Here is a 23,460-nt window from a genome sequence, read left to right as displayed (position 1 = left end):
CGGTGACCCCTAGATCAGTTGACGTTCCGCGAAATCCGCAAACAGGCCCGGCTGCGCCATCAGCTCGGCAAAAGTGCCGGTCTGCACGATCCTGCCGCCGTCCAGCACGACAATCCGGTCCGCCGACTGAACGGTGCTGAGCCGGTGCGCGATGACGATGCGCGTCAGGTTGAACCGTGAGATCGAATCGCTGACGATGGCCTGCGACCGGTTGTCGAGCGCACTAGTGGCCTCATCCATCAGCAAGAGCCGCGGCCGATGCGCCAGCGCCCGCGCGATCAGCAATCGCTGGCGCTGGCCACCCGAGAGGGTGTTGACGCCCTCTGCAACGAGTGTCTGCATGCCCATCGGCATGGCCTCGAGGTCGCGGTCGAATCCCGCCAGCCGTGCGATCTCCCAGGCCTGGTCAATCGATAGCTGGGCTGCGCCGCAGATGTTTTCATAGACGCTGCCGGAGGCGAGCCTGGAGTTCTGCAGCACGACACCGACGTCGCGGCGCAACAAGCCGACGTCGATGGTCTCGAGCGACTTGCCGTCGACAAAGATCACGCCGGACTCCGGCTTCTCGAACCCGAGAAGTAATCGGAACAGTGTCGACTTCCCGCTTCCCGACGGGCCGACAATGGCGAGGTACTCTCCTGTCCCGACGCTGAGGCTGACATCGTCGAGGATCAGCGGCCCGCTGTCGCCGTAGCGGAACGACACGTTGGCAAACTCGATCGAGCCGCCGATCTCGCCAACCGACTTGCGCTCGTCGCTGATTTCTGTCGCCGTCGAGATGATCGGCTTGATCCGCTCGATCCTCGGGATTGCGACCAGCAGCTCTCCGAGCGCCAGCGCCCACTCGCCGACCGCGGCAAGCGACAGCCCGAACGCCGCATAGAATGCCAGGAACGTACCAAGCTCGTGTACCGGCCGCGCGCCTGACGTCGTCTGGGCCAGCGCAAAGATGAGCAGCGTCGCCAACGCCGGAAACCCCGCCTCGAGGCTCTTCTGGAGGTTTCCCGCACGCTGCGACGCGATAAAATGGCGCTTCTGCCTGGAAAAGCGCTCGACCCAGATCGAGAGCGCCTGCATGGTCGCATTGGCAATCCGCAGTTTTCCGACGCCGGTGAGGAGTTGTAGCACCAGCCCCTCCAGCCATCCCTGCTGATAAAGGCTCTCGCGCTCCTCCGACAGCCGGACCAGACTGATCGCGACCACCATTGCGACGCGCAGCACGGCGAGCGCCGCGGCCAGCATGCCGAGCCTGATATCGAGGATGAGCATCACGGCAAAACTGAAGGCGCTGGACACCAACGCCAGACATCCGCGAATGGCGCGGCCGGTGACGATGGTGCGGACGGCTTCGACACCAAGGGTGCGGTCCGCGAGGTCACCAACGGAGAAGTTGCGGAAAAACCCGGCCGGCATCCGCAGCAGGCGGTCGACAACCGCCGCCTGCAATACCCAGTCCAGCCGGCTCTCAAGCCGAAGCATGGCGATGCCCTGCATCACCTGAAATCCGCCGGTCACCAGCGTCACGACAATGAGCGCGATGGCGCAGATCAGGAGCTGGTCGACCTCCGCGCGCGGGAGCACGGAATCGATCAGCAGCTTGATCACCAGCGGCGTGGCCAGCGCGAGAAGACCGAGGCACAGGGCCGCCAGAACGATCCGCAGAAGATCCGCCCGGACCGTCGCGGCGCCGAACTTCAGGAGATCGCGGACCGTCAGAGCCCCCGAAGGCAGCGGGCGATAGAACATCACCGCCTCGGGCGCCAGTTCGGCGGCGGTTGCGCGCGTCAATTCACGGCGCGTGCCGGCGCCGGGGTCAACGATGATGTGGCGGCCGCCTGCCCCCGGAAGGATCGCGACGGCCCGCCGGTCTTCGCCGAGAAACGCGACGAATGGACCGGCACTGTTGGCCCCCCAGTCCGCGCGCAGCAACAATCGCCGCGTTCGCACCCGCGACGCCTCCGCGATCCTCACGGCGCTCGCAAGATCATCATGGTCGAACGCCATATTGGCCGGAGCGTGGAGCGCTATGCCCAGCGCTGCTCCGACCTCCCGACAGGCGGCGACCAGACGGCTAGCACCAACCGCGCCGGGTTGCGTTGATCCGGGCTCGGCAGCGATGATACCGGCAAGCCGACCGACAATGCTGCTGGTCCGCAGCCGGTTGAGGTTCGAGCGCAGGCGCAGGCGGTCGGCCTCCGCGAGGGTTTCCTCGTCGATCCTGCGACACAGGCTTTCCATGACACGTGCATGGAATCGATCAAGCGCGGCCCATATCTCGGCAAGCGGGAATGCCGTGCTCTCCCGCACCACCAGCGTCGCGTCCTCGCGGGCGACGATCCACGTTCCCGGCGGCATCGGCGCGGGACACTCCCTGGAGCCATGGATCGCCGGCATCTCCATCACGCCGATGGTCCCATGCTCAATCCCGATCCAGCCGACCCGCCGACCGGACAGCCGGAGTATGTCGCCGGCTGCCAATGCGTATCGCGAGCCGATCGCGGCCTGCTGCACGCCCGCTCCTTGAGGAGACGCTGCGATGACTCCCGACACAAGCGCGGTCCATGCGTCGATTGCGTCCCGATCGGCAAAACGGCCACGATGATCGATCACGATTTCGGTCTCGAGACCGCCGACCGCAATCACGGCCACCGAATTTCCGTTTCCATCGCCGATGCCGGGCAAGCCAAAAACCACCGCGCCTTGCTCGACCCGAAACAGATGATGCCGCCGGCTCGGCTCGCCGCCGGCGCTCTCCCTGACGGCAAACAGGTCGACATAGCCGCGCACGACGTGCAGAACGAGATCGAGGTCATTGATCGGCAGCGGTCGGCGGCTCTCGAGCCCGACTGGGCGAGACGCCGCGCCTCCGCGCCAGGGCGGAGTTTCGAGGGCGGGAGGCTGGTAGACGCGGTTCATTCGCTCGACACCAGCTGGACATATTCGCCGCCCTCGGCGAGCAGCTCCTGATGCGTTCCCCGCTGCACGACCCGCCCGTTGCTCATGACAAGAATCTCGTCACAGTCGCGGATCGTGCTGAGCCGGTGCGCGACGATGATGCAGGTGCATCCCCTGCGCCGGAGGTTGTCGTCGATCGCCTTCTCGACGATCGGATCCAGGGCGGAAGTGGCCTCGTCGAGCACGACCACGGAAGGATTGCCTGCCAGCGCCCGTGCGATCTCGAGCCGTTGCCGCTGGCCGCCGCTGAAATTCCTGCCGTCCTCGGCCACGTGGCAATCGTAGTTGCCGGCCCGGACGACAACCTCCTCGTGGATCAGCGCATCCTTGAGCGCCCGGGACACGCTGGCCTCAGCCACGGTATGGTCCCAGAGCGTGAGGTTGTCGCGGGCCGTCCCTTCGAACAGCAGGATTTCCTGATCGACATAGGCAACCGAGTTGGTGAATATCTCCTGGGGAATCTCGGCCATCGACCAGCCGTCGATGCGGATGTCGCCGGACCACGGCCGGTACAGTCCGCTGACCAGCCGTCCAACGGTGGATTTGCCGCTGCCCGACGCGCCGACCAGCGCGACGCGGCGACCGGGCTCGACGACCAGCGAAAAATCCTCGATCAGCGGCGGCTCGAGCGCCGAATAGCCGAACGAGATGTCCTTCAACTCGACCCGGCCCGACAGTTTTGCGGGCATCGTTGCGGGCGCGCACTCGATCGGCACCAGGGGACGGGCGGGATAGTTGAAGACGTCCTCGATCCGGAACAGGTTGCCCTTGATGGCGAGGAAGACAGCGGCCTGCTGCACAAGTGCGTTGACCGGCTCGACCAGGCTGGTGAGCAGCGCCTGCAGGGCGACGAGGCCACCGATGGTCAATGCGCCGTCGACGATCCGAAGGCCCCCCACCCCCAGCACGATCGCGGTGGTCAATCCGGTCAGGAAGATCGGACAGCTGTCGAGGAAGGTGGAGTAGACGCCGAGATCACGCTCGGCGTTCAGGACCTTGGCCTGAAACCCCGCCCAGCGCGCGAAGGCGTCATCTTCCAGGCCGCCGGCCTTGATCGTTTCGATCGTGCGGATGATTTCGATGGTGCTTCCATTCAGCTTGGCACGTTCGATCGACAGCTTGCGGTTGAGGTCCTCGCGCTGGCGCGCGACCAGCCTGAGGACGAGGACATTGAGGAGAGCCATGGCGATGCTGATCGCGGCCAGCAAACCGTCGTAGAATGCCATCGTCACGGCGACGAAGGCGACCGCGATCAGGTTCAGCGCATTGGCAGCCACCCCGTTCGAAAGCAGCTGGGCGATTTGTTCGCTGGCGGCTATGCGGTTGGCGAGATCGCCGGAGTGCCGCTGGGTGAAGAATTCCATCGGAAGGGTCAGGACGTGCCAGAGCAACTGGCTGACCATCGTCACCGTGAGCTTGGTCTGGATGCGCAGGAGCAGCGACTGTTGAAATGCCGTCATCAGCGCCCGCGCCACGGCTGTCATCGCCATGCCGATCAGCAAAGGTGTGAACCAGCCCTCGGCATGCTTGATCAGGACGTCATCGACAAAGATTTTCGCGAATGCCGGAACCAGGATGGTGGGCACCACCAGCGCCATGCTGAGTGCAACCAGCAGCAGCACCGCCCTCAACGAATTCGACAGTCGCCGCAGCAGCAGCGGAACAAGGTCGGGCTCGCGACCACCCGGCTTGAAGTCGGGGCCCGGCTCCATCGCCAGGACAACGCCCGTGAAGGCCGCGTCAAACTCATCGTGACCGACCTTGCGGCGGCCGGTCGAGGGATCGTTGAGATAGGCGTAATCCGAATCCAGCCTTTCGAGCACCACGAAATGGTTGAAGTTCCAGTGGATGATCGATGGCATCGGCAGCTCATGCAGCGTTGCCGGCTCCTTCCTGAACCCCTTTGCCGTCAGTCCGAATTGCCGTGCGGCCTTCAGCACGTTGCTGGCCTTGCTGCCGTCCCGGGACACGCCGCAGGCTTCGCGCAGCTTTTCCAGCGGCACCCAGAGACCGTGATACGCCAGGATCATCGCGAGCGAAGCCGCGCCGCATTCCAGCGCTTCCATCTGGAATACCGTGCGCGTCACCCAGCGCCGTCGCACCGGCAGCGGGATGCGCCTGAGCCAGTTGCCGAGGCGATCGAGGAGCGCCGGCCGGGCATCGGTTTGGCGCGATGACATGGTCATACGCTGCCGATCCTAGCCGCCAATGCCGCTGAGCCGCTTCATCAGCGGAATCACCAGATCGATCGGCTGCTGCTCGCGCGTCGTAACTTCGGCCCGGGTCAGCGTACCGGTCGAGAGCTGGATCGGCGGCCCCTTGCCGGAGGTCCAGCGATACCCGCTGACGGTGGAGGGATCGCGCTCCAGGGTCACCTTGGCCGTATAGGGCGCGCCGTCCTGCGAAAAGCGCTTGACCAATGCATCGTTGTGCAGGTCCGCCAGCATGCCCTGGGGCGTGACAGGGAATTCCGAAACCGCCACCACATTGCCGACAATCGCGCCGTATTCTTCCCGTTTGATGGTGCTCGGCTCGACACGAACCTCCATGCCGGGCCTGATGTTCTTGCCACGGTCCGGCGGCATGTAGACCGTCGCTTCGAGGACCTGTCCTGCGGTCTCGATTTCGATAACCGGCGTACCCAGGGCAAGCACGGCGCCGCTGGACACTTTGAGTTCGACGACACGCCCGTCGGCGGGACTGAGGATCCGTGATCCTCGTTCCAGCTCGGCCGCAAGCTGCTCAACCGTCCGCTTCGCATCATTGACCTTGAATTCCGAAAGCAGCCGATCGCGCTCACGCTGGCTCTGCAGATCCAGCTGCTGCGCATTGAGCTTGAGAATGTCGTTCCTTGCGTCGGTGATGCGTTCCCGCGCATTGTTGAGTTCGACGCGGCGGTCCTCGAGATACCTGCGCGTGACAGTTCCGTTCGCTGCCGCCGGCTCGAGCTTGGCCACCTCGTCCGTGAGATAGGCGGTGCGCTTCTCGGCAGCCGCGATCACGTTGCCCAGACCTGCCTCCTGCGCCGCATAATTGGCAAGCTTGGCATCGATCTCCCGCGAGATCGCCCCGGCGAGCTCGGCATGCTCGCGTTCGCGCTCGCGCAGGACATCCCTCGCCTGCTGAAGCCGCTGCTCGGTCTCGGTCTGGACGATCCGGGCGATCACCTGATCGCGGCGGACGGCATCGCCGATGCCGACCTCGAGCGAGGCCAGCTTGCCACTGACCGCGGACACGGCGTCGACCAGACGACCGCCGCTGCTCAACAAAATGCCATCACCGGATACACGGGTTGGAATGCGGCCGAGCACGCTCCAGGCAACCAGCACGGCAAGACCAAGTGCCAGCGCCGCTGCAGCCATCCAGTCGAACGGGCGCGTGACGCCGACAACATGGTCGAGCTGTTCGGGATTGGAAAGCCGCTCGATGGCCGCTGCCCGAAAGATTTGCTCCGTTTCCCTTTTCACGCAGCCCCCGCAAACACCGGCGAACAGCTTCCGACATCGTCCGCTCGCCGCGTCATGCGAAGCGCAATGCCTGATTGGCGGGCATGGTTATCTCGCGGCGGTCAAATGCCGCCGCGACAAGAGAGCGACGCTCACCGCGCGGAACCATCGGTCATCCCAAATGCTCGGTCATATCCAGACCGGTCCCGCCCTCACCCCGAGATCAGATGGTTGGAGAGACCTGAGCGGAGTGCAAGGTTGCGTACGGCCAACCGCCGCCTGACACTTTGTCCAGGGAGCTGTCGCTGAGCGCATCAGACGTCGCCGAGATCTGGGAGACTTTGCTCTGAGCGTCGTCCTTGAGGCTCTCGCCAGCATCGGCCTGCGCTTTCGAATTGGTGTCCTGCTCATTGGTCATCTTCAATCTCCATCCTTGATCAATGCTGATCGGGGCCAGCCCGAGGTTGCAACCCTGCGCTCAACTCATGTCCGCTCCTCCAGAATGGAGCAAAGCGGGCATGCCGATATCAACGAGATCGACCATTTCCGGTTCGATGCGCGGCGGCGGAGATGACCTCTTCAAGCCGTCGTCGGCTCAGGTGCTTTCTAGCCCGCCGGGCCTGTGCTGGCGTAGCTGGCAGCCGCCAGATTATTGAACGGCCAAACGCCGCCCGACACTTTGTCCAGGGAGCTATCGCCGAGCGCATCCTTTTCGGACGTCAACGAGATCTGGGAACTTTTGTCCTGAGCGGCGTCCGCGAGGCCCTCAGCTTCCCCTTGCTTATTCGCATCTTGCGCAATGGTCATATTCCATCTCCCGTTTCATCAATGCCAGGCGTCTCACGCGAATGCTCGAGACGAACTTCGTCCCCATGACCGGGCTTCATATCCTTATCCCGGTCGCTGGGCGATACGGCAGATGTCGTATTTCGTCGTCGGTCAGGAGGTTAATGTCGAAAGGCCCTGCGCCGCCGCAGGTGACGGCGCGGTGTCAGATGTTCAGCCCGAAGCCGCCCGCACCTTTCCACCGAGACCCCTCTAGATCACGAGGCAAAGTCCCGAAAACAGCAATAGACCCAGGATAATTCGTTTGAAGGCTGCTTCGTTGACGCGTCCGAACAGGACGATACCCACGGCCGTTCCAGCGGCCAAGGCGGGCAGCGCAATGCCAAAGTCGATCAAGACCTTTAGCGAGAGGCTGTGGTGCGAAAGCATGAGCGCGAGGGCGAAAAACTGCATCACCCCGATGTAGGGCTGGACCAGGCCACGCTGCTGATTTTTCGGGAGACCATGGATATCGCACCAGATCGCAGGAAGTGCGCCGGGCATCGCAGTCAGCCCCCCGACCAGCCCGCCACCAAACCCCACCAGCGCATTCCTGCTCCGGCTGTCCATTTGACGCAAATAGGCAGCCGTTGGCCGCAACAAGGCATATGCGGCGTAAAGCGATACGAGAATTCCAAAGCCCAGTCTGAACATCCCGGTATCCACATTCTGCAGGAAATAGATCGCGATCGGAATGCCCAATAGTCCACCAGCGATGAAAACGAGGCTGGTTTTCCATTGCATGCTCTTGCGGAGCGCAAACAGATTGGCGGCTTGTACAGTAATGCTGCAAGCCATCATCAAAGGCACTGCTTCGATAGGCGGAAAAACGTGTAGCAGGATCGCGCCGGCGACCGCCGAGAACGCAAATCCGGAAAGACCGGAAACGAACGCGCCCGCAAAAACCGCCCCACTCAGCACCAAATAAACCGCTACGTCTGACATGGTATCGCTTCCTCGAGAAAGGTGATCGTCGTCAATGGCGGGACAGCGTGGGGGCGTCCGAACTCACACGCGTGGCGTCAGCCAATCCATTTAGTCGCCCTCGATCGCCGTTGTTGCCGTTTCGATGGGTAGGATATTCAGCGCGCGATGCAGCATGTATCCCCCGACGACGTGAAAAATGCCGAAGCCGGCCAGGACGGCAATTGTCCACGCCTTGAGAGCCGGCGATGGCCGCCGGGCGTGGGAGCTATCGGTCGTTGCCATATCCAACTTGCCTTCTTGTACGCGCTCGGAGCGAAGCTGCTCGTCTTGACAGCTCCCGTTGATGGCACACTCCTGCTCCCAACAGCCGGGTTCGAGATCGGCTGCCGTTCAAGCGCGTCCAGTTGGGGTGAAGGATATCGTTGGGTTGATTCGCGAGCGATACGGCAGACGTCGTATTTCGTCGTCTAATGTTTTAGCAATCACTCATGATTGCTTCCTTGCCGTCGACGCAGGCCGCGACGATCGCATCGTGCAATTCCTCGCCGCTGATCGGCTTGTGCAGAACACGATAACCGCTGGCGGTGGCTTCCTTGATGCGCGACGGCGAGGTATCGCCGGTTACGATAAAGGCAGGGACCGAGCGGCCGATATGGGCGCAAAGAGCCTCGATTGCCTCCAGGCCCGTAGCACCATCTCCGAGGCGGTAGTCGGCGATGATCAGATCGACCGGTGCATCGCCTGTTATCATCGCCTCTGCATGAATCTGTTGCACCTCAGCGGCAGATCGACCGGCATAGACCCGATGCCCCTGCAGCGTGAGCAACTGCACCATGATATCGAGAACATCCTCCTCGTCTTCCACGACCATGATGCTGACGGCGATGGCTGCGGGTGGTGCCGCGCTATCGGGCAAGGGAGCCGCCACCGCACCGGCTTGCGGAACCGTAACGGAAAACATCGAGCCGCGCCCGGTGACGGAGACCAGTTTCAGCGGATGTTGCAGCAGCGCGGCGGTGCGGCGAACGATGGCGAGGCCAAGGCCAAGCCCTTGCGTGCGATCCCTCGCCGGGTTCTGCAATTGCACGAATTCCTCGAAGACCATTGCTTGCTGATCTGCGGGGATGCCGGGGCCGGTATCCCATATCTGGATTTCCACCGACGCGCCGCGCCTGCGGCAGCCGAGCAGAACGCCGCCGGATCCCGTGTAGCGAAAGGCGTTCGACAGCAGATTGCCCAACACCCGTTTCAGCATCATGGGATCGCTGTCCACCTGGAGACGGCTTTCAACGACACGCCAATCAAGGCCGCGATCCTTCGCAACGGAAGCGAACTCGTTGTTGAGCTGGTAGAACAGCTGGGAGAGATTCACCGTCTCCTTCGCAACAGTGACGACGCCGGCATCGAGCCGGGAGATGTCGAGCAGTCCGTTCAGGAGGGCGCTGAGGTTGCCGACAATGGATTTTGCCTTGCCGGCCAGATCGCGTGCATCGCCGGATTGGACAGCGCCGCGGTGACCCAGCGCCGCGAGCGTGGCGATCAGCAGACTCAAGGCATGGATCGGCTGGCGCAGGTCATGACTTGCCGCCGCAAGGAAACGCGTTTTCGCACGATCGGCCGCCTGCGCGCGGTCGCGTTCTTCCTGCAAGTGGCTGACGAGCTCGACATTTTCCAGACGCAACCTGATGGTCTCACGCAGCATGCGGTGCGTCGTGCGGCAGTAGTAGAAATTGATGGCCACAAGCCCCGTAAGCAGGGCGAGATATGCGCCGGAGGCATCACCTCCATTGATAAAGGAGCGCGCCATGACCGGCAGCACCGTTGCGATGATCGAGCCGATCAGAGCCGGCGGAAAGGCCGAGAGCGACGGAACCGTGCCGCAGACCAGACCGGTCAAGGCAACAGCGGTGAATAAAAAAGGAACGGGCTGTTCAGGAACGAACCCGACCCAGCCGAGCATTCCCCACAGCAGGCCCGACACGCAGGAAAAAGAAGCCGCGAGCCACGCCCATCGCAACACAGACGCTGGTTCTCGATTCCGGCTGAAGAACCGGCGCGCCGCCAGGACGCGTATGGCGGTGAGCAGATACAGCGCACCGAGCCATCCGACCAACCAGCTCGCCGGTACGGTGTTCCTCAGGACGTACGCCGCCGCCAGGGAGATCAGGACGTTGGAGGCCACCACGCCATAGGAATTACGATACAAGAGCTCGACGAGCGCCTCGCGTATCTTGTCTTCTTGCATCGAAACCTCTCCACGCGCCGACAGGTGCGGCGGCTTCGTTCGCCAGTTGCCGCTGCGCTAGCTAGCCCGCTGGAAGGCCGAGACGGATCGCGTAGGCTGTCAATTCGGCACCACTATGCAGATCGAGCTTCCGCATCAGGTTTTCGCGATGCTTCCGGGCGGTCAGCAGACTGATGCCGAGACGGTTGGCGATGTCGCGGCTGGTGGCGCCGTGAGGGATCATCCCCAGGATTTGCCGCTCACGCCTTGTCAGCGTGACCGGAGATATGATCGCAGCCGTGGGCTCCGGGGTTTCATTCAGGCCATCATGCTGGTCCACCGCAAAGCGAACCTCCTCCGCCACATAGGCGTTGCCTTTTCTGATGGCATCGATTGCAGCGATGAGCTCCGACGGATCGCCGCTCTTGGTCAAATAGCCGTTCGCACCCGCGGAAAATGCTGCCCGAACGGAACGTGGCTCAACATTGGCGGTGAGGACAAGCACTCGCAGCTCAGGCCATTCGGCTTTCAGCTTCGCTATGAACTGAAACCCGCCCACACCCGGCATGCCGAGATCGAGTATCAGAAGATCGGCGGAGCTCTCGTTCAGCAGCCGGTGAACGGCCTCGCCGTCGGCGGCTTCTCCACCGATTGTAAGCTGGTCCACGGTCGACAGAAGCTGTTTCAGCCCTTCCCGAACCACGGCGTGATCGTCAGCAATGATCGCTTTAACCAGCCCGCACATGCACCACCCCTGCCGATGACGGTATTAGGGTATCAACCAACTCCAATCAAGGAGTTCGATTCACAAATCCATTTGCCGGTTTGGTCAGCTTGGTCATTTTGCGGTGATCGTCTGAATGCCCCATTGCCGTGTTGCGCGGCTGGCGCCGGGCGGACGCGAACCCTGGTCGATCCACCGGCGGATTTGATTCTTTATGGTGGCCGCCGCCCGCGTCCTGATTTTCCATCAACGGGCTCGTCATCACATCGACATCTGTTATCGGTGCCGTGCGAGGCGTGGTTGCCGGACTACGCTACCGAAGTGGCGGAGCCGCATTTTGCAGCACAGGCGCCTGATAACGCGCCACGACGGCAATGGCTGTGATGCCGGGCACTGCGATGCGTCAGAAGCAAGCGTCGACGCAAGGGCGCGGGAAAGCAGCGCTGTCCGTGACAATCGATTTTGTGTAATCTCTCGCTGCACTCGACCTTTTTGGGAGGATAGCCATGAGAGCCTTCCTGCTCGCCTGCGCGGCCGCCGTCGTTGTGGCGGGAGTCAGCGCCGCGGTCCTTGACCGCGTGCAACAACCGGTCGCAGAGGCCTTTGCAACGACGGCCGTGCGGCTTTAGCGATCTCGCCCCCGGGGGGCGGCGTTGCTTTTACTCCGCCGCCGTGGCGGCCGGCTTCGAGCGCGCGTCATTGGCCGCGGTGCGCGTCTCCTCCTCCAGCCACAGGCTGTGGTGCTCTTTCGCCCAATTGACGTCCACGACGCCACTGCCCATCGCCTCGAAGGCGCCCTGCATGCCGATGGTGCCGATGTAGATGTGGGCCAGCATCACCGCGACGAACAGGACCGCCACGATCGCGTGGATCACCGCGGCCATTTGCATTCCTTCGATGCCGGACAGGTAGAACGGGAACATCAGCTCATATCCGGTGATCGCAATGGCAGCGCCGCCGATCACAACGATCCAGTAGACCGCCTTCTGTCCGGCGTTGAAACGATAGGCCGGAGGATGATCATGACCCACGATACCGCCGCCGCGCTTGATCCACTCGACATCGACCTTGTTCGGGATATTGCCGCCGAGCCACATCAGGAAGATCAGCATCACTCCGATGGTGAACGGGAAGCTCAAATAGTTATGCGCGTATTTCGCCCATTGCGACCATTCGGAGAATGCTTCGTGGCCGATCAGCGGCAACAGCAGCGGACGGCCGAAGGTGATGTTCAGTCCGGAGATTGCCAGAATGATGAAGCAGGTCGCCGTCATCCAGTGCACGAAGCGCTCAAAGGCGCCGAAGCGCACGATCGTGCGCCCCGACCTCCCGCTCTGGAGGCGGACCATGCCGCGGATGAGATAGAAGGCGACGAGCGCCACGAGCATGCCGAGGATGGCAACTCCGCCGACCCAGCGCAGGGTGACGTTGCGGAATTCCCGCCACTCGCGCCCCGCCGGCTGCTCCAGCACGCTTGACCGCTGATCGGGAATGCTGACGCGTCCCTGGATACGGTTGAGCTCCTGCAGAAGCTGTTGCTCCTTCACTGCGCTTGCGTTCGGGTTGACCTGCTGGCCGATGGACGGCACCGACGCAGTGATCATCAACGCAAGCACCCATGCGCCGAGGGCGAGACGGATGTATTTTGCAAGAGACGCCATGAGCTCCTCCCGGTATATGCGCAAACCCGCCTTCAGGATTCGATCGTCTCGCGATAGGCGGTTTTCCAGCCCCAGGCGCCCGAGCCGTAGCCGCGCTTCATCACACGTTCCTTGTAGATCTGGGCGATGATCTCGCCATCGCCCGCGAGCAATGATTTTGTGGAGCACATCTCGGCGCAGAGCGGCAATTTCCCCTCGGCGAGGCGATTGGCCCCATACTTCTCGTACTCCTCCTTGCTGCCGTCGACCTCGGGGCCGCCGGCGCAGAACGTGCACTTGTCCATTTTGCCGCGGGAGCCGAAATTGCCGATCTTCGGGTATTGCGGCGCGCCGAACGGACACGCGTAGAAGCAATAGCCGCAGCCGATGCACAGATCCTTGGAATGAAGTACGACGCCATCGGCGGTGGTGTAGAAGCAGTTCACCGGGCAGACCGCCGCGCAGGGTGCATCGGTGCAGTGCATGCAAGCCATGGAGATCGATCGCTCTCCCGGCTTGCCGTCGTTGATCGTGACGACGCGGCGCCGGTTGATGCCCCAGGGCACCTCATGCTCGTTCTTGCAGGCGGTGACGCAGGCATTGCACTCGATACAGCGGTCGGCGTCGCAGAGGAATTTCATTCGAGCCATGTGCGTTGCTCCTCTAGGCTGCGACGATCTGGCAGAGAGTGACCTTGGTCTCCTGCATGTTGGTTGCAGGATCATAGCCATAGGTCGTGATCGTATTGGCGCTTTCGCCAAGCACGATCGGATCGGTCCCCTTCGGGTAATTGCCGCGAAGGTCCTTGCCCGCGAGCCAGCCGCCGAAGTGGAAAGGCATCCAGGCAACGCCCTTCCCGACCCGTTCGGTCACCAGCGCCTTCATTCTGGCACGCGCGTTGTTTTCAGCACCGCTCACCCAGACCCAGCCGCCATCCTTGATGCCGCGATCGGCGGCATCGGCGGGACTGATCTCGATGAACATGTCCTGCTGGAGTTCGGCGAGCCACGGATTGGTTCGCGTCTCTTCGCCACCGCCCTCGTATTCGACCAGGCGGCCCGAGGAGAGGATGAGCGGGAATTGCTTGGCAATGCCCTTCTCCACCGCGGCCTTCTGCACGGAGAACCCGATGTTGGGCATGCGGAACTGCTTGGCATCGGGAAGCGTCGGATACTTGGCGACCAGATCGACGCGCGGCGTGTAGATCGGCTCGCGGTGAACCGGAATGGGATCCGGCAGGCCGAACGCATTCATGCGCGCCTTGCCGTTGCCGTAAGGCACGCAGCCATGCATCAGCGCAACGCGCTGAATGCCGCCCGAAAGGTCGAGCGACCACGACACCGCGTCGGGAGTGGCCGGGTTGATCCTGTTGATCGTGGCCATCTCCGCTTCCGTCAGATCCTTGTCCCAGCCGAGCTTCTTCAGGCTCGCCAGCGTGAATTCCGGATAGCCGTCCTTGATTTCCGAATCCTTCGAATAGGACCCGTCGGCGAGCAGGCTGACCTTCCGCGTCGAGCCGTCGGCCAGCTTCTCCTCACGTTCGATGCCGAAGCGCGGCCGGAACGTGCCGCCGCCATCCATCACGCCGAGGTTTGTATTGTAGAGCAGCGGCGTGCCCGGATGCCTGACCTCCGGCGAGCCCCAGCACGGCCAGGGCAGGCCGTAATAGTCGCCGCCGACTTCCGGATCGTCCTTCGGAGCCCGCATCGTCAGCATGTCGAACTTCGCCTGGTTCTTCATATGGGCCTTGAGACGCTCGGGCGATTGCCCGCAATAGCCGGTCGACCAGCTGCCGCGATTCATTTCGCGCAGGATGTCCTCGGCCTCGGGCAGATCGTTCTCGACCTTGATGTTCTTGAACATCTTGTCGGCGAAGCCGAACTTCTTCGCCAGGCGATAGGTGATCTCGAGGTCGTCCTTGGATTCAAAGATCGGCTTCACGATCTGCTCGCCCCACTGCAGCGAGCGGTTCGAGGCGACACGAGACCCCTTGCACTCGAATTGGGTGGCGACCGGGAGAATGTAGAGACCGTCCTTGCGCCCGGCCTCCACGGCGAGCGAGGTCCAGGTGGTCGGATGCGGGTCGGCGATGACGAGCAGGTCGAGCGCCTTCAGACCATTCAGGGATTCCGGAATGCGGGTGATGCTGTTAGAGGCGTGTCCCTGCACGAACACCGCCCGCACATTGTCTTTCTGGGCGACCTGGTCTTTCGGCAACGTCACCGCTTCGAACCAGCGCGTGAGCGGGATGCCGGGCGCTTCCATGATCTGCTTGGAGTCGAAGCGCGACTTCAGGAAGTCATAGTCGACCTCCCAAACCCGCGACCAGTGCTTCCAGGCGCCTTCGGCGAGCCCGTAGTAGAACGGCAGCGTGACGATATCGAGCCCGACATCGGTCGCGCCCTGCACGTTGTCATGGCCGCGGAAGATGTTGGCGCCCATGCCCGGTCCGCCGACATTTCCAGTCATCAGGAGCAGGATGCAACTCGCCCGCACATTGGCGGTGCCGACCGTCTTCTGAGTCTGCCCCATGGCCCAGATCAGCGTCGACGGCTTTTCCGTTGCGAACAACTTCGCGACACGCTTGAGCTGTTCACCGGGAATGCCGGTAACGCGCTCGACCTCCTCCGGATTCCATTTTTCGACCTCCTTGCGAAGATCGTCGAAACCATAGACGCGCTGCCGGATGAATTCCTTGTCCTCCCAGCCGTTCTGCAGGATGTGCCACATCATGCCGTAGAGCACCGGAATGTCGGTGCCAGGCCGCATGCGGACATACTCGGTCGCGTGCGCCGCGGTGCGCGTCAGGCGCGGGTCGATGACGATAAAGTTGGCCTTTTGCAGCTCCTTGCCCTCGAGCAGGTGCTGCAACGACACCGGATGCGCCTCGGCCGGATTGCCGCCCATGATCATCTGGGTCTTGGCGTTGCGGATGTCGTTGAAGCTGTTGGTCATCGCGCCGTAACCCCAGGTGTTGGCCACGCCGGTGACGGTCGTCGAATGGCAGATACGCGCCTGATGGTCGGTGTTGTTGGTGCCCCAGAACGCGCCGAGCTTGCGGAACAGATAGGCACCCTCGTTGGTCATCTTGGCCGACCCGAGCCAATAGACGGAATCGGGTCCCGACTTCTCGCGCACCTCCAGCAGCTTGTCGCCGATCTCGTTGATCGCGGCCTCCCAGGAGACCCGGGTCCACTGCCCGCCAACCAGCTTCATCGGATAGCGAAGCCGCCGCTCGCTGTGCACGAGTTCGCGCACGGAGGCGCCCTTCGCACAATGCGATCCGCGATTGATCGGGGAATCCCAGGTCGGCTCCTGGCCGATCCATACGCCGTTCAGCACTTCCGCAGTCACGGTGCATCCAACCGAGCAATGCGTGCAGATGCTCTTGCGCGCCGTCGCTCCCGCGGTTAGCGGCCCGGCGGCGGCAGCCTCCGCCTCGCGAACGCCACCGAGGGGCAGCGTGCTGAGCGCAGCGAGCGCGCCGCCGGCAAGACCGGACCGACGCAGGAACGTGCGGCGGTCGAGGCCGCCAGTCTGCCCGGACAGAAGGGCTGCGACGGATCCACGTCGGTCGGAATCGGAACGCTGTGTTCTCCTGATCAGCATGGCCGCCTCCCTCACCGCGGATAGCGATTGACGCGATAGTACGCCTTCACGTCTTCGGTTTCCCTGTAGCGCGCCTTGCGCTTGTCAGCTTCGCTCTCGCTGTCGGCCTTCGCCGGCGCGATCAAGGGGGTTGCCAGCGCGGCGCCTGCACCAACCGTGCCGATTCCGACCTTGCGAAGGAAGTCGCGGCGGCCTGCCGTCATTTTCTTCTCATCGCTCATTGCACCTCTCCTTGGACCGGGGCAGCCGGTCAATTGGCGAACTTGAAGGCCTCTGTTTCAATCTCAAAAAACACGCATCCCAGCGCCCCGACCGCTCGATAGAACCTGGCGCATTCGGCCTTCGCCATGTCGGCGAACAGACGTCCGATCCAGCGGGACACATGCTTCTCGAAGAAGACGCGCTGTGCTGCGAGCGACGCCGGGAAACGACCAGCCACAAGGCCCGCCATGATCTCGCATAGCGTCGCCGCATGGTCCTCGGGTTCTGGATTGCTCTCCACCCGCTCGATGCCAAGCGCGGCCAGATCGTCACGAAGTCGCGACAGCGGGCGCTCGTTGAGGAAGCCGGTCAGATAGTAGGACGCGTAGGGCAGCAGCTCGCCGCGCCCAACGCCGACGAACAGGTCGAAATATTCGCGCTCGACCTCGGTTGCGACCGCGATCGAAGCGGCCTCCGCAAGAGCGGAGTGGGCACGCCCAAGCGGCGTCACATCGCCGTTCAGTTGCGCGATCTTCTCAAGGAGGTCTCGCGACGGCGCCGACGAGAGCAGGGTCGCAAGCAGTGCGTATTCCTGCGCGCGTCCGGCTTCGATCGGATCAAGCAGGTCCGATATCGCAAGCTCGCTATAGAGATCGGGACGAAGAATTTTTCGCGGGACGCCCGTCGCGATTTCGACCGCAATCACGCGTTGCGCCGGCACCCGGTTCCAGTTCGACACCGAGGGCTGCGCAATACCGATTTTCCGGGCTAGCTGGGCTACGCCGCCCACGGCATCGATGGCACGTTCAAGGCCCGCATCGCGCACACCGCCCTCCCATCCTCGGGGCCAAGCGCTTGATTGCGTTTGCTTAACAAAGACTAATCGGGTGCCGGGAAGCGGTCAATCGATGCGCATAGCCTGCGGCTATAGCATTTGGTCGCAGCCTATCGAGGCAGCGCGCCGCCATGTGTGCGCCGCCGAACGGCAGTCTCTTCATCCGGACCTGGCAGTTGCGGTGCAGCAGAGTTTGCGGGCAATTCCGCGGTCGCGGACTCATCGGACAGTGGGAGATTCGGGCGCGCCTTCACCGGATTTGATGCTTGCGCCAAATCGTCGACCGCAGCAACGGGCGGTCGCATGGCGTCGACAGTCCCTTCGATCGCGTCGGTCGCGTTCTCGGCGGCCTGCACGAGGTCCCCGACAACGCGGCGGACGAGTGCGTCAACCTGCTCGGCCGAATAGTCCAGCGGACCGAAGCCAGGCATGGCGGTCGGGTCGTTGAAGTCCCAGGCATTTTCCGCCAGCCCAATGAAGTCGCGAATGGCAGGATCGGCGCTCCAGGCCCGACGAAGCGCCGCACGGCTCAATTCCTGAGGAATGCCCTTGCGAAGGAAGGCCGAGACGTCGGTCGCGGCACCAATCGATTCGATGGGCGGCAGGCTCGACAAGTCCAACTCGGTGGGACAGGGCTCCGCCACGTCGGGGGCGGCCGCCGCAGGCGCATTTGCCTCGGCGGGCTGTTCGGGTCTTGGTTCGGCCTGGCCGTCCCTCGCCGCCTGCTTGCGTCGCGACCAGCGCGCCAGAAAGTCGTCTCCGCTCATTCGTGCCCACCGTCATGGCGCCGTTGCGCCAGCGCCTCCGGATCGGCGCGGCTCCGCTCGCGCTTGAAGAACTCCTTCTCGACGTGGTGCTCGGCGATGAAATCTTCAATCGTCCGGCGCAGCACCTCGGGCATCGGCACCGCTTCGACGAGATTGGCGCCGGCCCCCGTGAACGCCTCCCCTTCGGCGGGATCGGCCGTGACCGCGGAAAGGAGGTAGGGCGAGGCTCCCTCGGCAGGGCTCAACACGATCCAGATGCTGGGCGCACCGGAGGTGAGATTGTCGCGGTAGCGATCGGTTTCCGAGCGGTAGAGATCGACTGTCGCACTGCCGGCGTAAAACAGCGTCACTCCATCCTGCTCGCGGATCACCGTCCACGGCGTCATCTCGGGCTCATCCGGAAGCACCCCGACGCTGCGCCAGACGACGTCGATCCACGGAGAACCCGCTCTGCGGCGTTCGACCACGACGCCGACGGGGATACGGACCAGCGGCTCGGCGACGGGGCTCATGTCACGGCCTCCAGATGCTTGACTGGCAGTCCCGTCAGCAAGTTCTGGGGTTTCATCCGGACGACCTGATCGGACGTCATCGCAAGGATCAGATAGGCCGGCGTGCGCCCGGCGGTGTCGACGACCAGGCCGGGATCCGCAAAGCTCAGCCGAAACAACGCCAGCACGCGCCCCGCGGTGCGATCGTCGAGGGATTCGCCCTGCCAAAGCCGGTCGCCGATGCGGGTCGCTTCGGAATCCAGGCCCACATACCAGGTGAGTTCTGCGTTGCGCAGTTCGGTCAGCGGCTCGATCGTCACATCGATCCCGAGCAGATGCGAGATCCAGCGCCGCATCGCGTCGGCCAGCGCGGCCTGCCCCCGCCCTCCGCCGGTCAGATCAAGCGCCATATCGAACTGGTCACTGCGTTGCCAATAGCCGTCGGCGTTCTCCTCGCTGAGAACGTCGAGTTGGATATCGCTCGTCGCGTCCAGCATCGACATCAGCGACAGCACCGGCGTCGGGCTGCGCCCGCCAAGGATTTCATCGTCGCCCAGGAGCAGCAGATGCTCGTGCGGCAGGATTCGTTGCGGCCGAAAGAACAGCTCGGCTGCACGCAGCTGAAACGGATCCTCGCAGCGATCAAGCGCATTGCGCAGGATCACATGCACCAGCTGGTTCATGAACAGCGGCGGCAGATTGACCGAACCTGAACGAACCGTCGCGAGATAGGCCGCCTCCAGCGTCGAATGGCGCAGCAAGAGGTCACGAAATGCCAGCACGAATTGCCAGTTTTCCCGCGCGGCGGCATCACCGATCGCGGCCACCTCCTTGTCCCCGACCGGGAGGCGCGGATCGGCCAGCAATTGCCGGTGCAAGCGACGCTCGACTGCGCACGCGTCATCCGGCGGCATCAGCTCGGGGCGCGCGAAATAGGCCTTCAGGTATTCATCCGTGACAACGAGCCCGCCGCTCGCGTTGCGATCGAGCAGATGGTGGCCGCAGGCGATCCAGAAATCCTTCATCGCCAAATCTTTCATCGCCTCGGCTCCTTGCTCATGTCGGCAAGATCGAGATCGCCGGGTTCGGCGTCATCCTCCACTTCCATGAACGAGAACGCCTTGCCGTGCCCTTGCCCCTCCCGCAGCCGCAAGCTCCGGAAGGACTCGCGGACCTCGCCATCGCACACCGAGCGATGGACGGCAATCAGCGTGCTGATCGGATGGGCACAGAGCGATTGCGCAAAGGCAACCTCCTCTTCCGCCGCTACGTGCGCGATTGCAAGATCCGGCGCACCGAACCGTTCGACGAGCCGCTTCGCCAGCAGCTCCACCAGCGTGCGGCGATCGTCCGCGGTCGCGGGAACGATCTGCGCCAGCGTCGACCAGCCCCAGGATTGCACTCCGAGAAAACCGCCGCGGAAGGCGGACCGGTCCTTACCGTCCAGTTGCGCCAAATCCCGATCGAGGAAGCGGAACGCGCCCGGCACCGCCCATTCGCCGGGCTCCGCGGGCACGTCGAATACGAACGTGTCGGACGGATCGAGCGCAATGGTGCGCAAGAGCTTCACAGGCGCAGCCCTCCGAGCTTCGGATCGAGCCACAAGGACGATAGCAGGTACTTCCTCAAATCGCGCCGCTCGGTCCCATCTGCTCCAACCCGGCGCACCAGAAGATCGCCGTTGTCAGCGATCGCGCGAGAGGTCTGCGGTTCGTCCGTCAGCCGGCTGAGGAATTCGCGTGCGACGGCGTCAAAACCGTCGACTTGCCAGGTTTCGGTCGCGAGCATCAGGTGCCGCGCAAAGCTTTCCGTGATTTGAACCGCGCCGGCTTCGCCAAAGCCCTCCTGATCGAGCGCCGAAACGAGTGGATGCACGCCCGCTTCCGCCTCCGTCATCGCAACCATCCGGATCATGGCACCGAACACCAACCAGCGCGGCGGCTCATTCTCTTTCGCAGATGATGGCCAGCCAAGCCGGCCGCCACCAACGAGCCCGCCGTCGACACGGACCGTATCCGGCCAATCGATGGCGACCTCCTTGTTCGGGGGTGCATAGGCGCGCAAGGCGTCAGTCAATGCCACCATGGCGGCATAGAAGGCGCGGCGCGCGGTGCATAAGGGCTCGGCGGGTTCGAGCACGACGGCGAACTCGGCAAGATCGAAGCGCCCCACATAGGTCAGCGTACCTGCCCCGCTTTCCTCCGCGATATCGATGGCATGGGCGAAGGCATCGCGCGTCTCGCGCAGCCTCACCAGCGTGAACGGCGGAGGCAGGTCAACGGGCTCCAGGATCGATGAGCGCGTGCGGACGGTCGGCGACAGACGGACCTCCAGCTTCCATTTCTTCCCATGTGATAATAGCTTATCCGAGCAACGGGGACGGCGCGAGTCCGCCACCTCGTTCCCCGACCGCGTTGGGAGGTGAATAGCTGCGTATGCCGGATTCGCCGAAGACGATCCTGATCTGCTCGTGCGAAGACACGATGCGTCTCGACACCGCTGCGATCAAGCGAGGATGTCGCAACAGCGAGATCGCCGAATTCCGACACCTGTGCCGAGCCGAGCTGGATCGGTTTCGCGATGCAGCGAAGGTCGCGGGCCCGATGATCGTCGGCTGCACCCAGGAGGCGCCGCTGTTTGCCGATGCGATGGAGGGCCGCTCGGAAAGAACAGAGTTCGTCAACATCCGGGAGACCGCCGGGTGGTCCCTGGAAGGGCGACAGGCGGGGCCGAAAATGGCAGGGCTGCTCGCTGCAGCGTCCGAGCCCGTGCCGGCCTACCCGTTTGTCACCTTGTCGAGCGAGGGCGTGATCCTGATCTATGGCCGCGACGACGTCGCGGTTGAAGCGGGCCAACTGCTGGCAGATCACCTCGACGTGACAGTCATGATCACGAGGCCAGCGCGGATTGCGCCACCTGCGACGACATCGTTCCCGATCGTCAAGGGAACGATTCGCAATGCCAAGGGACATCTGGGCGCCTTCGAGCTTGTGATCGACGACTATGCCGCGCCTCGCCCCTCCTCGCGGGAGACGCTGCTGTTCGAGGCTCCGCGCAACGGCCTGACGTCGCGCTGCGACCTCATCCTTGATCTTTCCGGCGGGATGCCGCTCTTTCCCGCGCATGATTTGCGCGAAGGTTATCTCCGCGTCGACCCGGGAGACCCGCCCGCAATGCTGCGCGCGGTCCTCAAGGCACGCGATCTCGTCGGCAGCTTCGACAAGCCGAAATACGTCAACTTCACCGCAGAGCTCTGCGTGCATTCGCGGTCGAAGCTAACGGGGTGCCATCGCTGCCTCGATCTTTGCCCGACCGGGGCGATCACACCGGATGGCGATCACGTCAGGATCAATGCGGAGGTCTGCGCCGGATGCGGCCAATGCGCCGCGGCCTGTCCGACCGGCGCGGCAACCTATGCCCTGCCGCCAGCCGACGCGCTGTTGCACAAATTGCGCGCGATGCTTTTGTCCTATCACGCAGCCGGCGGCACCAATGCCGTCGTCCTGTTCCACGATAGCCAGCACGGCACTGCGCTGATCGATGCGCTCGCCCGCCATGGCGACGGGCTGCCGGCCAGCGTGCTGCCGCTCGCGGTGAACGAGGTGACGCAGGTTGGGCTCGAGGCCGTCGTCGCTTCCTTCGCCTATGGTGCGGCGGGGATACGCTTTCTCCTTCGCGCAAAGCCGCGGCATGACGTCGCTGGCCTCTTCAAGACGATCGCGATGGCTGATGCCATTATCTCCGGACTTGGGTTCGCAGGACCCAGGGTCGAAGCAATCGAAACCGACGATCCGGACGCACTCGGCAGGACGCTCTGGTCAATCAAGCCTGCGCCGACCGTCGAGCATCCCGCGACATTCCGGACCGTCGGCAAACGGCGCGAACTGCTTCGTCTCGCGCTCCACGAGTTGCACCGCCTGGCGCCGTCGCCTGTCGACGTCATCGCGCTGCCTGAAGGGGCACCACTTGGCGCGATCAGCGTCAATGTGGAGGGATGCACCTTATGTCTGTCGTGCGTGTCCGCCTGCCCGACCGGTGCGCTGCGCGACGATCCCGAGCGTCCTGTGCTCAAATTCGTCGAAGATGCCTGCGTGCAATGCGGATTGTGCCAGAGCACCTGCCCGGAAAAGGTGATTACTCTGAAACCGCAGATCGACTTCCGTGCCGCCAGAGCCCCGGCGACGATCATCAAGCAGGAAGAGCCGGCGCTTTGCATCCGCTGCAACAAGCCGTTTGGCGTGAAGAGCACGATTGAGAAGATCGCAGCGAAGCTTGAGGGCCGGCACTGGATGTATCCCGCCGGCGACAAGCGGGTCGATACGGTCAGAATGTGCGCGGATTGCCGCGTGATCACCATGAGCGAGCAGCAGTTCGACCCGTTTGCCGGCGTACCGCAACGCGCGGCGCCTCGAACGACCGACGATTATCTACGCGAACGGGAAACCAAGACTTAGGACCAATTCAACTGTGGGAAGCGGCACATTTAGGAGGGGCACCATGTCTCATCTCACCAAAGCTCATTTTGCATTCGTTGCCGTCGTAGTTGCCCTTGGCGCAGCGATGATCGCGACGCCCGTCGAAGCCGCGCGCCTGTCGAAAGCCGACAAGGTCGCCTTGAAACAGGCGATCGTTGCCTGCAAGGCGGAGGCGAAGGGCAGGAAGGTCAAATGGCTCGCGCGCCGGAAATACGTGAACAATTGCGTCTCCGAGGCCCTGAAGGAACATCCAAACGTCGACGTCATCAGATTGATCAAGGAGTATCCGAACATAACGAGCCTCCCGGTAGAGAAATGGCCCGGCTTCTAGCTGTCAAAGC

Annotated in this window: 22 protein-coding genes; 2 read left to right on the top strand and 20 right to left on the bottom strand. The window is 63.3% G+C overall.

Translation table 11 applies throughout. The features are described from left to right. Positions 1-9: 9 nt before the first annotated feature. The 20 genes from K359_RS51250 to K359_RS0105755 all read right to left on the bottom strand — a co-directional run bounded on the left by K359_RS51250 (position 10) and on the right by K359_RS0105755 (position 20,918). Complete coding sequence (locus tag K359_RS51250; protein WP_051346019.1) at positions 10-2,916, bottom strand: NHLP bacteriocin export ABC transporter permease/ATPase subunit; 2,907 nt, start codon at positions 2,914-2,916, stop codon at positions 10-12. After that, on the bottom strand, positions 2,913-5,141 hold the full coding sequence (locus K359_RS0105845) for an NHLP family bacteriocin export ABC transporter peptidase/permease/ATPase subunit (RefSeq protein ID WP_198031114.1): 2,229 nt from the start codon (positions 5,139-5,141) through the stop codon (positions 2,913-2,915). Before K359_RS0105845 ends, K359_RS51250 begins: the two co-directional genes overlap by 4 nt. Positions 5,142-5,153: 12 nt before the next feature. After that, positions 5,154-6,422, bottom strand: a complete 1,269-nt coding sequence (locus K359_RS0105840; protein ID WP_029078500.1) for an NHLP bacteriocin system secretion protein — start codon at positions 6,420-6,422, stop codon at positions 5,154-5,156. A gap of 202 nt (positions 6,423-6,624) precedes the next feature. Continuing rightward, on the bottom strand, positions 6,625-6,819 hold the full coding sequence (locus K359_RS0105835; RefSeq protein ID WP_029078499.1) for a hypothetical protein: 195 nt from the start codon (positions 6,817-6,819) through the stop codon (positions 6,625-6,627). 188 nt (positions 6,820-7,007) lie between these two features. Further along, entirely contained in the window at positions 7,008-7,208 is a 201-nt protein-coding gene (locus K359_RS0105830; protein ID WP_029078498.1) for a hypothetical protein, read from the bottom strand. Between the two features lie 231 nt (positions 7,209-7,439). Next, positions 7,440-8,171, bottom strand: coding sequence for a sulfite exporter TauE/SafE family protein (locus K359_RS0105825; protein ID WP_029078497.1), 732 nt, complete (start codon positions 8,169-8,171; stop codon positions 7,440-7,442). 90 nt (positions 8,172-8,261) lie between these two features. After that, positions 8,262-8,435: a hypothetical protein gene (locus K359_RS61105; protein ID WP_156928382.1), complete on the bottom strand. Its 174-nt coding sequence runs from the start codon at positions 8,433-8,435 to the stop codon at positions 8,262-8,264. A gap of 193 nt (positions 8,436-8,628) precedes the next feature. Beyond that, complete coding sequence (locus K359_RS0105815) at positions 8,629-10,398, bottom strand: hybrid sensor histidine kinase/response regulator (RefSeq protein WP_029078496.1); 1,770 nt, start codon at positions 10,396-10,398, stop codon at positions 8,629-8,631. A gap of 61 nt (positions 10,399-10,459) precedes the next feature. Beyond that, the gene (locus K359_RS0105810) at positions 10,460-11,122 is read right to left on the bottom strand and encodes a response regulator transcription factor (RefSeq protein ID WP_029078495.1); all 663 of its coding nucleotides are present in this window, start codon (positions 11,120-11,122) and stop codon (positions 10,460-10,462) included. A 46-nt stretch (positions 11,123-11,168) separates the two neighbouring features. Further along, positions 11,169-11,348, bottom strand: coding sequence for a hypothetical protein (locus tag K359_RS61100; RefSeq protein WP_156928381.1), 180 nt, complete (start codon positions 11,346-11,348; stop codon positions 11,169-11,171). A gap of 412 nt (positions 11,349-11,760) precedes the next feature. Then, positions 11,761-12,762, bottom strand: coding sequence for a formate dehydrogenase subunit gamma (locus tag K359_RS0105800; RefSeq protein WP_029078494.1), 1,002 nt, complete (start codon positions 12,760-12,762; stop codon positions 11,761-11,763). A gap of 32 nt (positions 12,763-12,794) precedes the next feature. Then, positions 12,795-13,391: a formate dehydrogenase FDH3 subunit beta gene (fdh3B, locus tag K359_RS0105795; RefSeq protein ID WP_029078493.1), complete on the bottom strand. Its 597-nt coding sequence runs from the start codon at positions 13,389-13,391 to the stop codon at positions 12,795-12,797. A gap of 13 nt (positions 13,392-13,404) precedes the next feature. Then, on the bottom strand, positions 13,405-16,350 hold the full coding sequence (locus K359_RS0105790) for a formate dehydrogenase subunit alpha (RefSeq protein ID WP_029078492.1): 2,946 nt from the start codon (positions 16,348-16,350) through the stop codon (positions 13,405-13,407). Between the two features lie 11 nt (positions 16,351-16,361). Beyond that, positions 16,362-16,571 carry a twin-arginine translocation signal domain-containing protein gene (locus K359_RS0105785; RefSeq protein WP_029078491.1) on the bottom strand — a complete coding sequence of 70 codons (210 nt, stop codon included), beginning with the start codon at positions 16,569-16,571 and terminating at the stop codon, positions 16,362-16,364. A gap of 29 nt (positions 16,572-16,600) precedes the next feature. Further along, a complete protein-coding gene (locus K359_RS0105780) occupies positions 16,601-17,377 on the bottom strand; it encodes a Cro/CI family transcriptional regulator (RefSeq protein WP_029078490.1) in 777 nt (258 codons plus the stop codon). A gap of 119 nt (positions 17,378-17,496) precedes the next feature. After that, a complete protein-coding gene (locus K359_RS0105775; protein ID WP_029078489.1) occupies positions 17,497-18,153 on the bottom strand; it encodes a DUF3306 domain-containing protein in 657 nt (218 codons plus the stop codon). Continuing rightward, positions 18,150-18,665, bottom strand: a complete 516-nt coding sequence (locus K359_RS0105770; protein ID WP_029078488.1) for a DUF3305 domain-containing protein — start codon at positions 18,663-18,665, stop codon at positions 18,150-18,152. The genes K359_RS0105775 and K359_RS0105770 overlap by 4 nt, the downstream gene beginning before the upstream one ends. Continuing rightward, positions 18,662-19,669, bottom strand: a complete 1,008-nt coding sequence (locus tag K359_RS0105765; RefSeq protein WP_029078487.1) for a DUF6352 family protein — start codon at positions 19,667-19,669, stop codon at positions 18,662-18,664. The genes K359_RS0105770 and K359_RS0105765 overlap by 4 nt, the downstream gene beginning before the upstream one ends. An 11-nt stretch (positions 19,670-19,680) precedes the next feature. Next, positions 19,681-20,214, bottom strand: coding sequence for a DUF6505 family protein (locus tag K359_RS0105760; RefSeq protein ID WP_029078486.1), 534 nt, complete (start codon positions 20,212-20,214; stop codon positions 19,681-19,683). Further along, a complete protein-coding gene (locus K359_RS0105755; RefSeq protein ID WP_051346038.1) occupies positions 20,211-20,918 on the bottom strand; it encodes a biotin/lipoate--protein ligase family protein in 708 nt (235 codons plus the stop codon). Before K359_RS0105755 ends, K359_RS0105760 begins: the two co-directional genes overlap by 4 nt. A gap of 209 nt (positions 20,919-21,127) precedes the next feature. Here K359_RS0105755 and K359_RS0105750 point away from each other — a divergent pair, with 209 nt between their 5' ends. Next, positions 21,128-23,098 (top strand): 4Fe-4S binding protein, encoded by a 1,971-nt coding sequence (locus K359_RS0105750; RefSeq protein ID WP_029078484.1) that lies wholly within the window; start codon positions 21,128-21,130, stop codon positions 23,096-23,098. Positions 23,099-23,141: 43 nt separating this feature from the next. Next, positions 23,142-23,450 carry a hypothetical protein gene (locus K359_RS0105745; protein ID WP_245284522.1) on the top strand — a complete coding sequence of 103 codons (309 nt, stop codon included), beginning with the start codon at positions 23,142-23,144 and terminating at the stop codon, positions 23,448-23,450. Positions 23,451-23,460: the final 10 nt, after the last annotated feature.

This window comes from Bradyrhizobium sp. th-b2, assembly GCF_000426785.1.
GTDB classification, from domain to species: Bacteria; Pseudomonadota; Alphaproteobacteria; order Rhizobiales; family Xanthobacteraceae; genus Bradyrhizobium; species Bradyrhizobium septentrionale.
Note: the sequence above shows the minus strand (reverse complement) of the source record. Positions and strands in the feature narration are given on the sequence as shown.

Excerpts from the sequence above, each read along its gene's own strand:
- K359_RS51250 (WP_051346019.1), bottom strand. The coding sequence starts at position 2,916 with ATGAACCGCGTCTACCAGCCTCCCGCCCTCGAAACTCCGCCCTGGCGC.
- fdh3B (WP_029078493.1), bottom strand. The coding sequence starts at position 13,391 with ATGGCTCGAATGAAATTCCTCTGCGACGCCGACCGCTGTATCGAGTGC.
- K359_RS0105750 (WP_029078484.1), top strand. The coding sequence starts at position 21,128 with ATGCGTCTCGACACCGCTGCGATCAAGCGAGGATGTCGCAACAGCGAG.
- K359_RS0105770 (WP_029078488.1), bottom strand. The coding sequence starts at position 18,665 with ATGAGCCCCGTCGCCGAGCCGCTGGTCCGTATCCCCGTCGGCGTCGTG.
- K359_RS0105765 (WP_029078487.1), bottom strand. The coding sequence starts at position 19,669 with ATGAAGGATTTCTGGATCGCCTGCGGCCACCATCTGCTCGATCGCAAC.
- K359_RS0105775 (WP_029078489.1), bottom strand. The coding sequence starts at position 18,153 with ATGAGCGGAGACGACTTTCTGGCGCGCTGGTCGCGACGCAAGCAGGCG.
- K359_RS0105815 (WP_029078496.1), bottom strand. The coding sequence starts at position 10,398 with ATGCAAGAAGACAAGATACGCGAGGCGCTCGTCGAGCTCTTGTATCGT.
- K359_RS0105745 (WP_245284522.1), top strand. The coding sequence starts at position 23,142 with ATGTCTCATCTCACCAAAGCTCATTTTGCATTCGTTGCCGTCGTAGTT.
- K359_RS0105790 (WP_029078492.1), bottom strand. The coding sequence starts at position 16,350 with ATGCTGATCAGGAGAACACAGCGTTCCGATTCCGACCGACGTGGATCC.
- K359_RS61105 (WP_156928382.1), bottom strand. The coding sequence starts at position 8,435 with ATGGCAACGACCGATAGCTCCCACGCCCGGCGGCCATCGCCGGCTCTC.
- K359_RS61100 (WP_156928381.1), bottom strand. The coding sequence starts at position 11,348 with ATGGAAAATCAGGACGCGGGCGGCGGCCACCATAAAGAATCAAATCCG.
- K359_RS0105785 (WP_029078491.1), bottom strand. The coding sequence starts at position 16,571 with ATGAGCGATGAGAAGAAAATGACGGCAGGCCGCCGCGACTTCCTTCGC.
- K359_RS0105825 (WP_029078497.1), bottom strand. The coding sequence starts at position 8,171 with ATGTCAGACGTAGCGGTTTATTTGGTGCTGAGTGGGGCGGTTTTTGCG.
- K359_RS0105830 (WP_029078498.1), bottom strand. The coding sequence starts at position 7,208 with ATGACCATTGCGCAAGATGCGAATAAGCAAGGGGAAGCTGAGGGCCTC.
- K359_RS0105810 (WP_029078495.1), bottom strand. The coding sequence starts at position 11,122 with ATGTGCGGGCTGGTTAAAGCGATCATTGCTGACGATCACGCCGTGGTT.
- K359_RS0105845 (WP_198031114.1), bottom strand. The coding sequence starts at position 5,141 with ATGACCATGTCATCGCGCCAAACCGATGCCCGGCCGGCGCTCCTCGAT.
- K359_RS0105835 (WP_029078499.1), bottom strand. The coding sequence starts at position 6,819 with ATGACCAATGAGCAGGACACCAATTCGAAAGCGCAGGCCGATGCTGGC.
- K359_RS0105800 (WP_029078494.1), bottom strand. The coding sequence starts at position 12,762 with ATGGCGTCTCTTGCAAAATACATCCGTCTCGCCCTCGGCGCATGGGTG.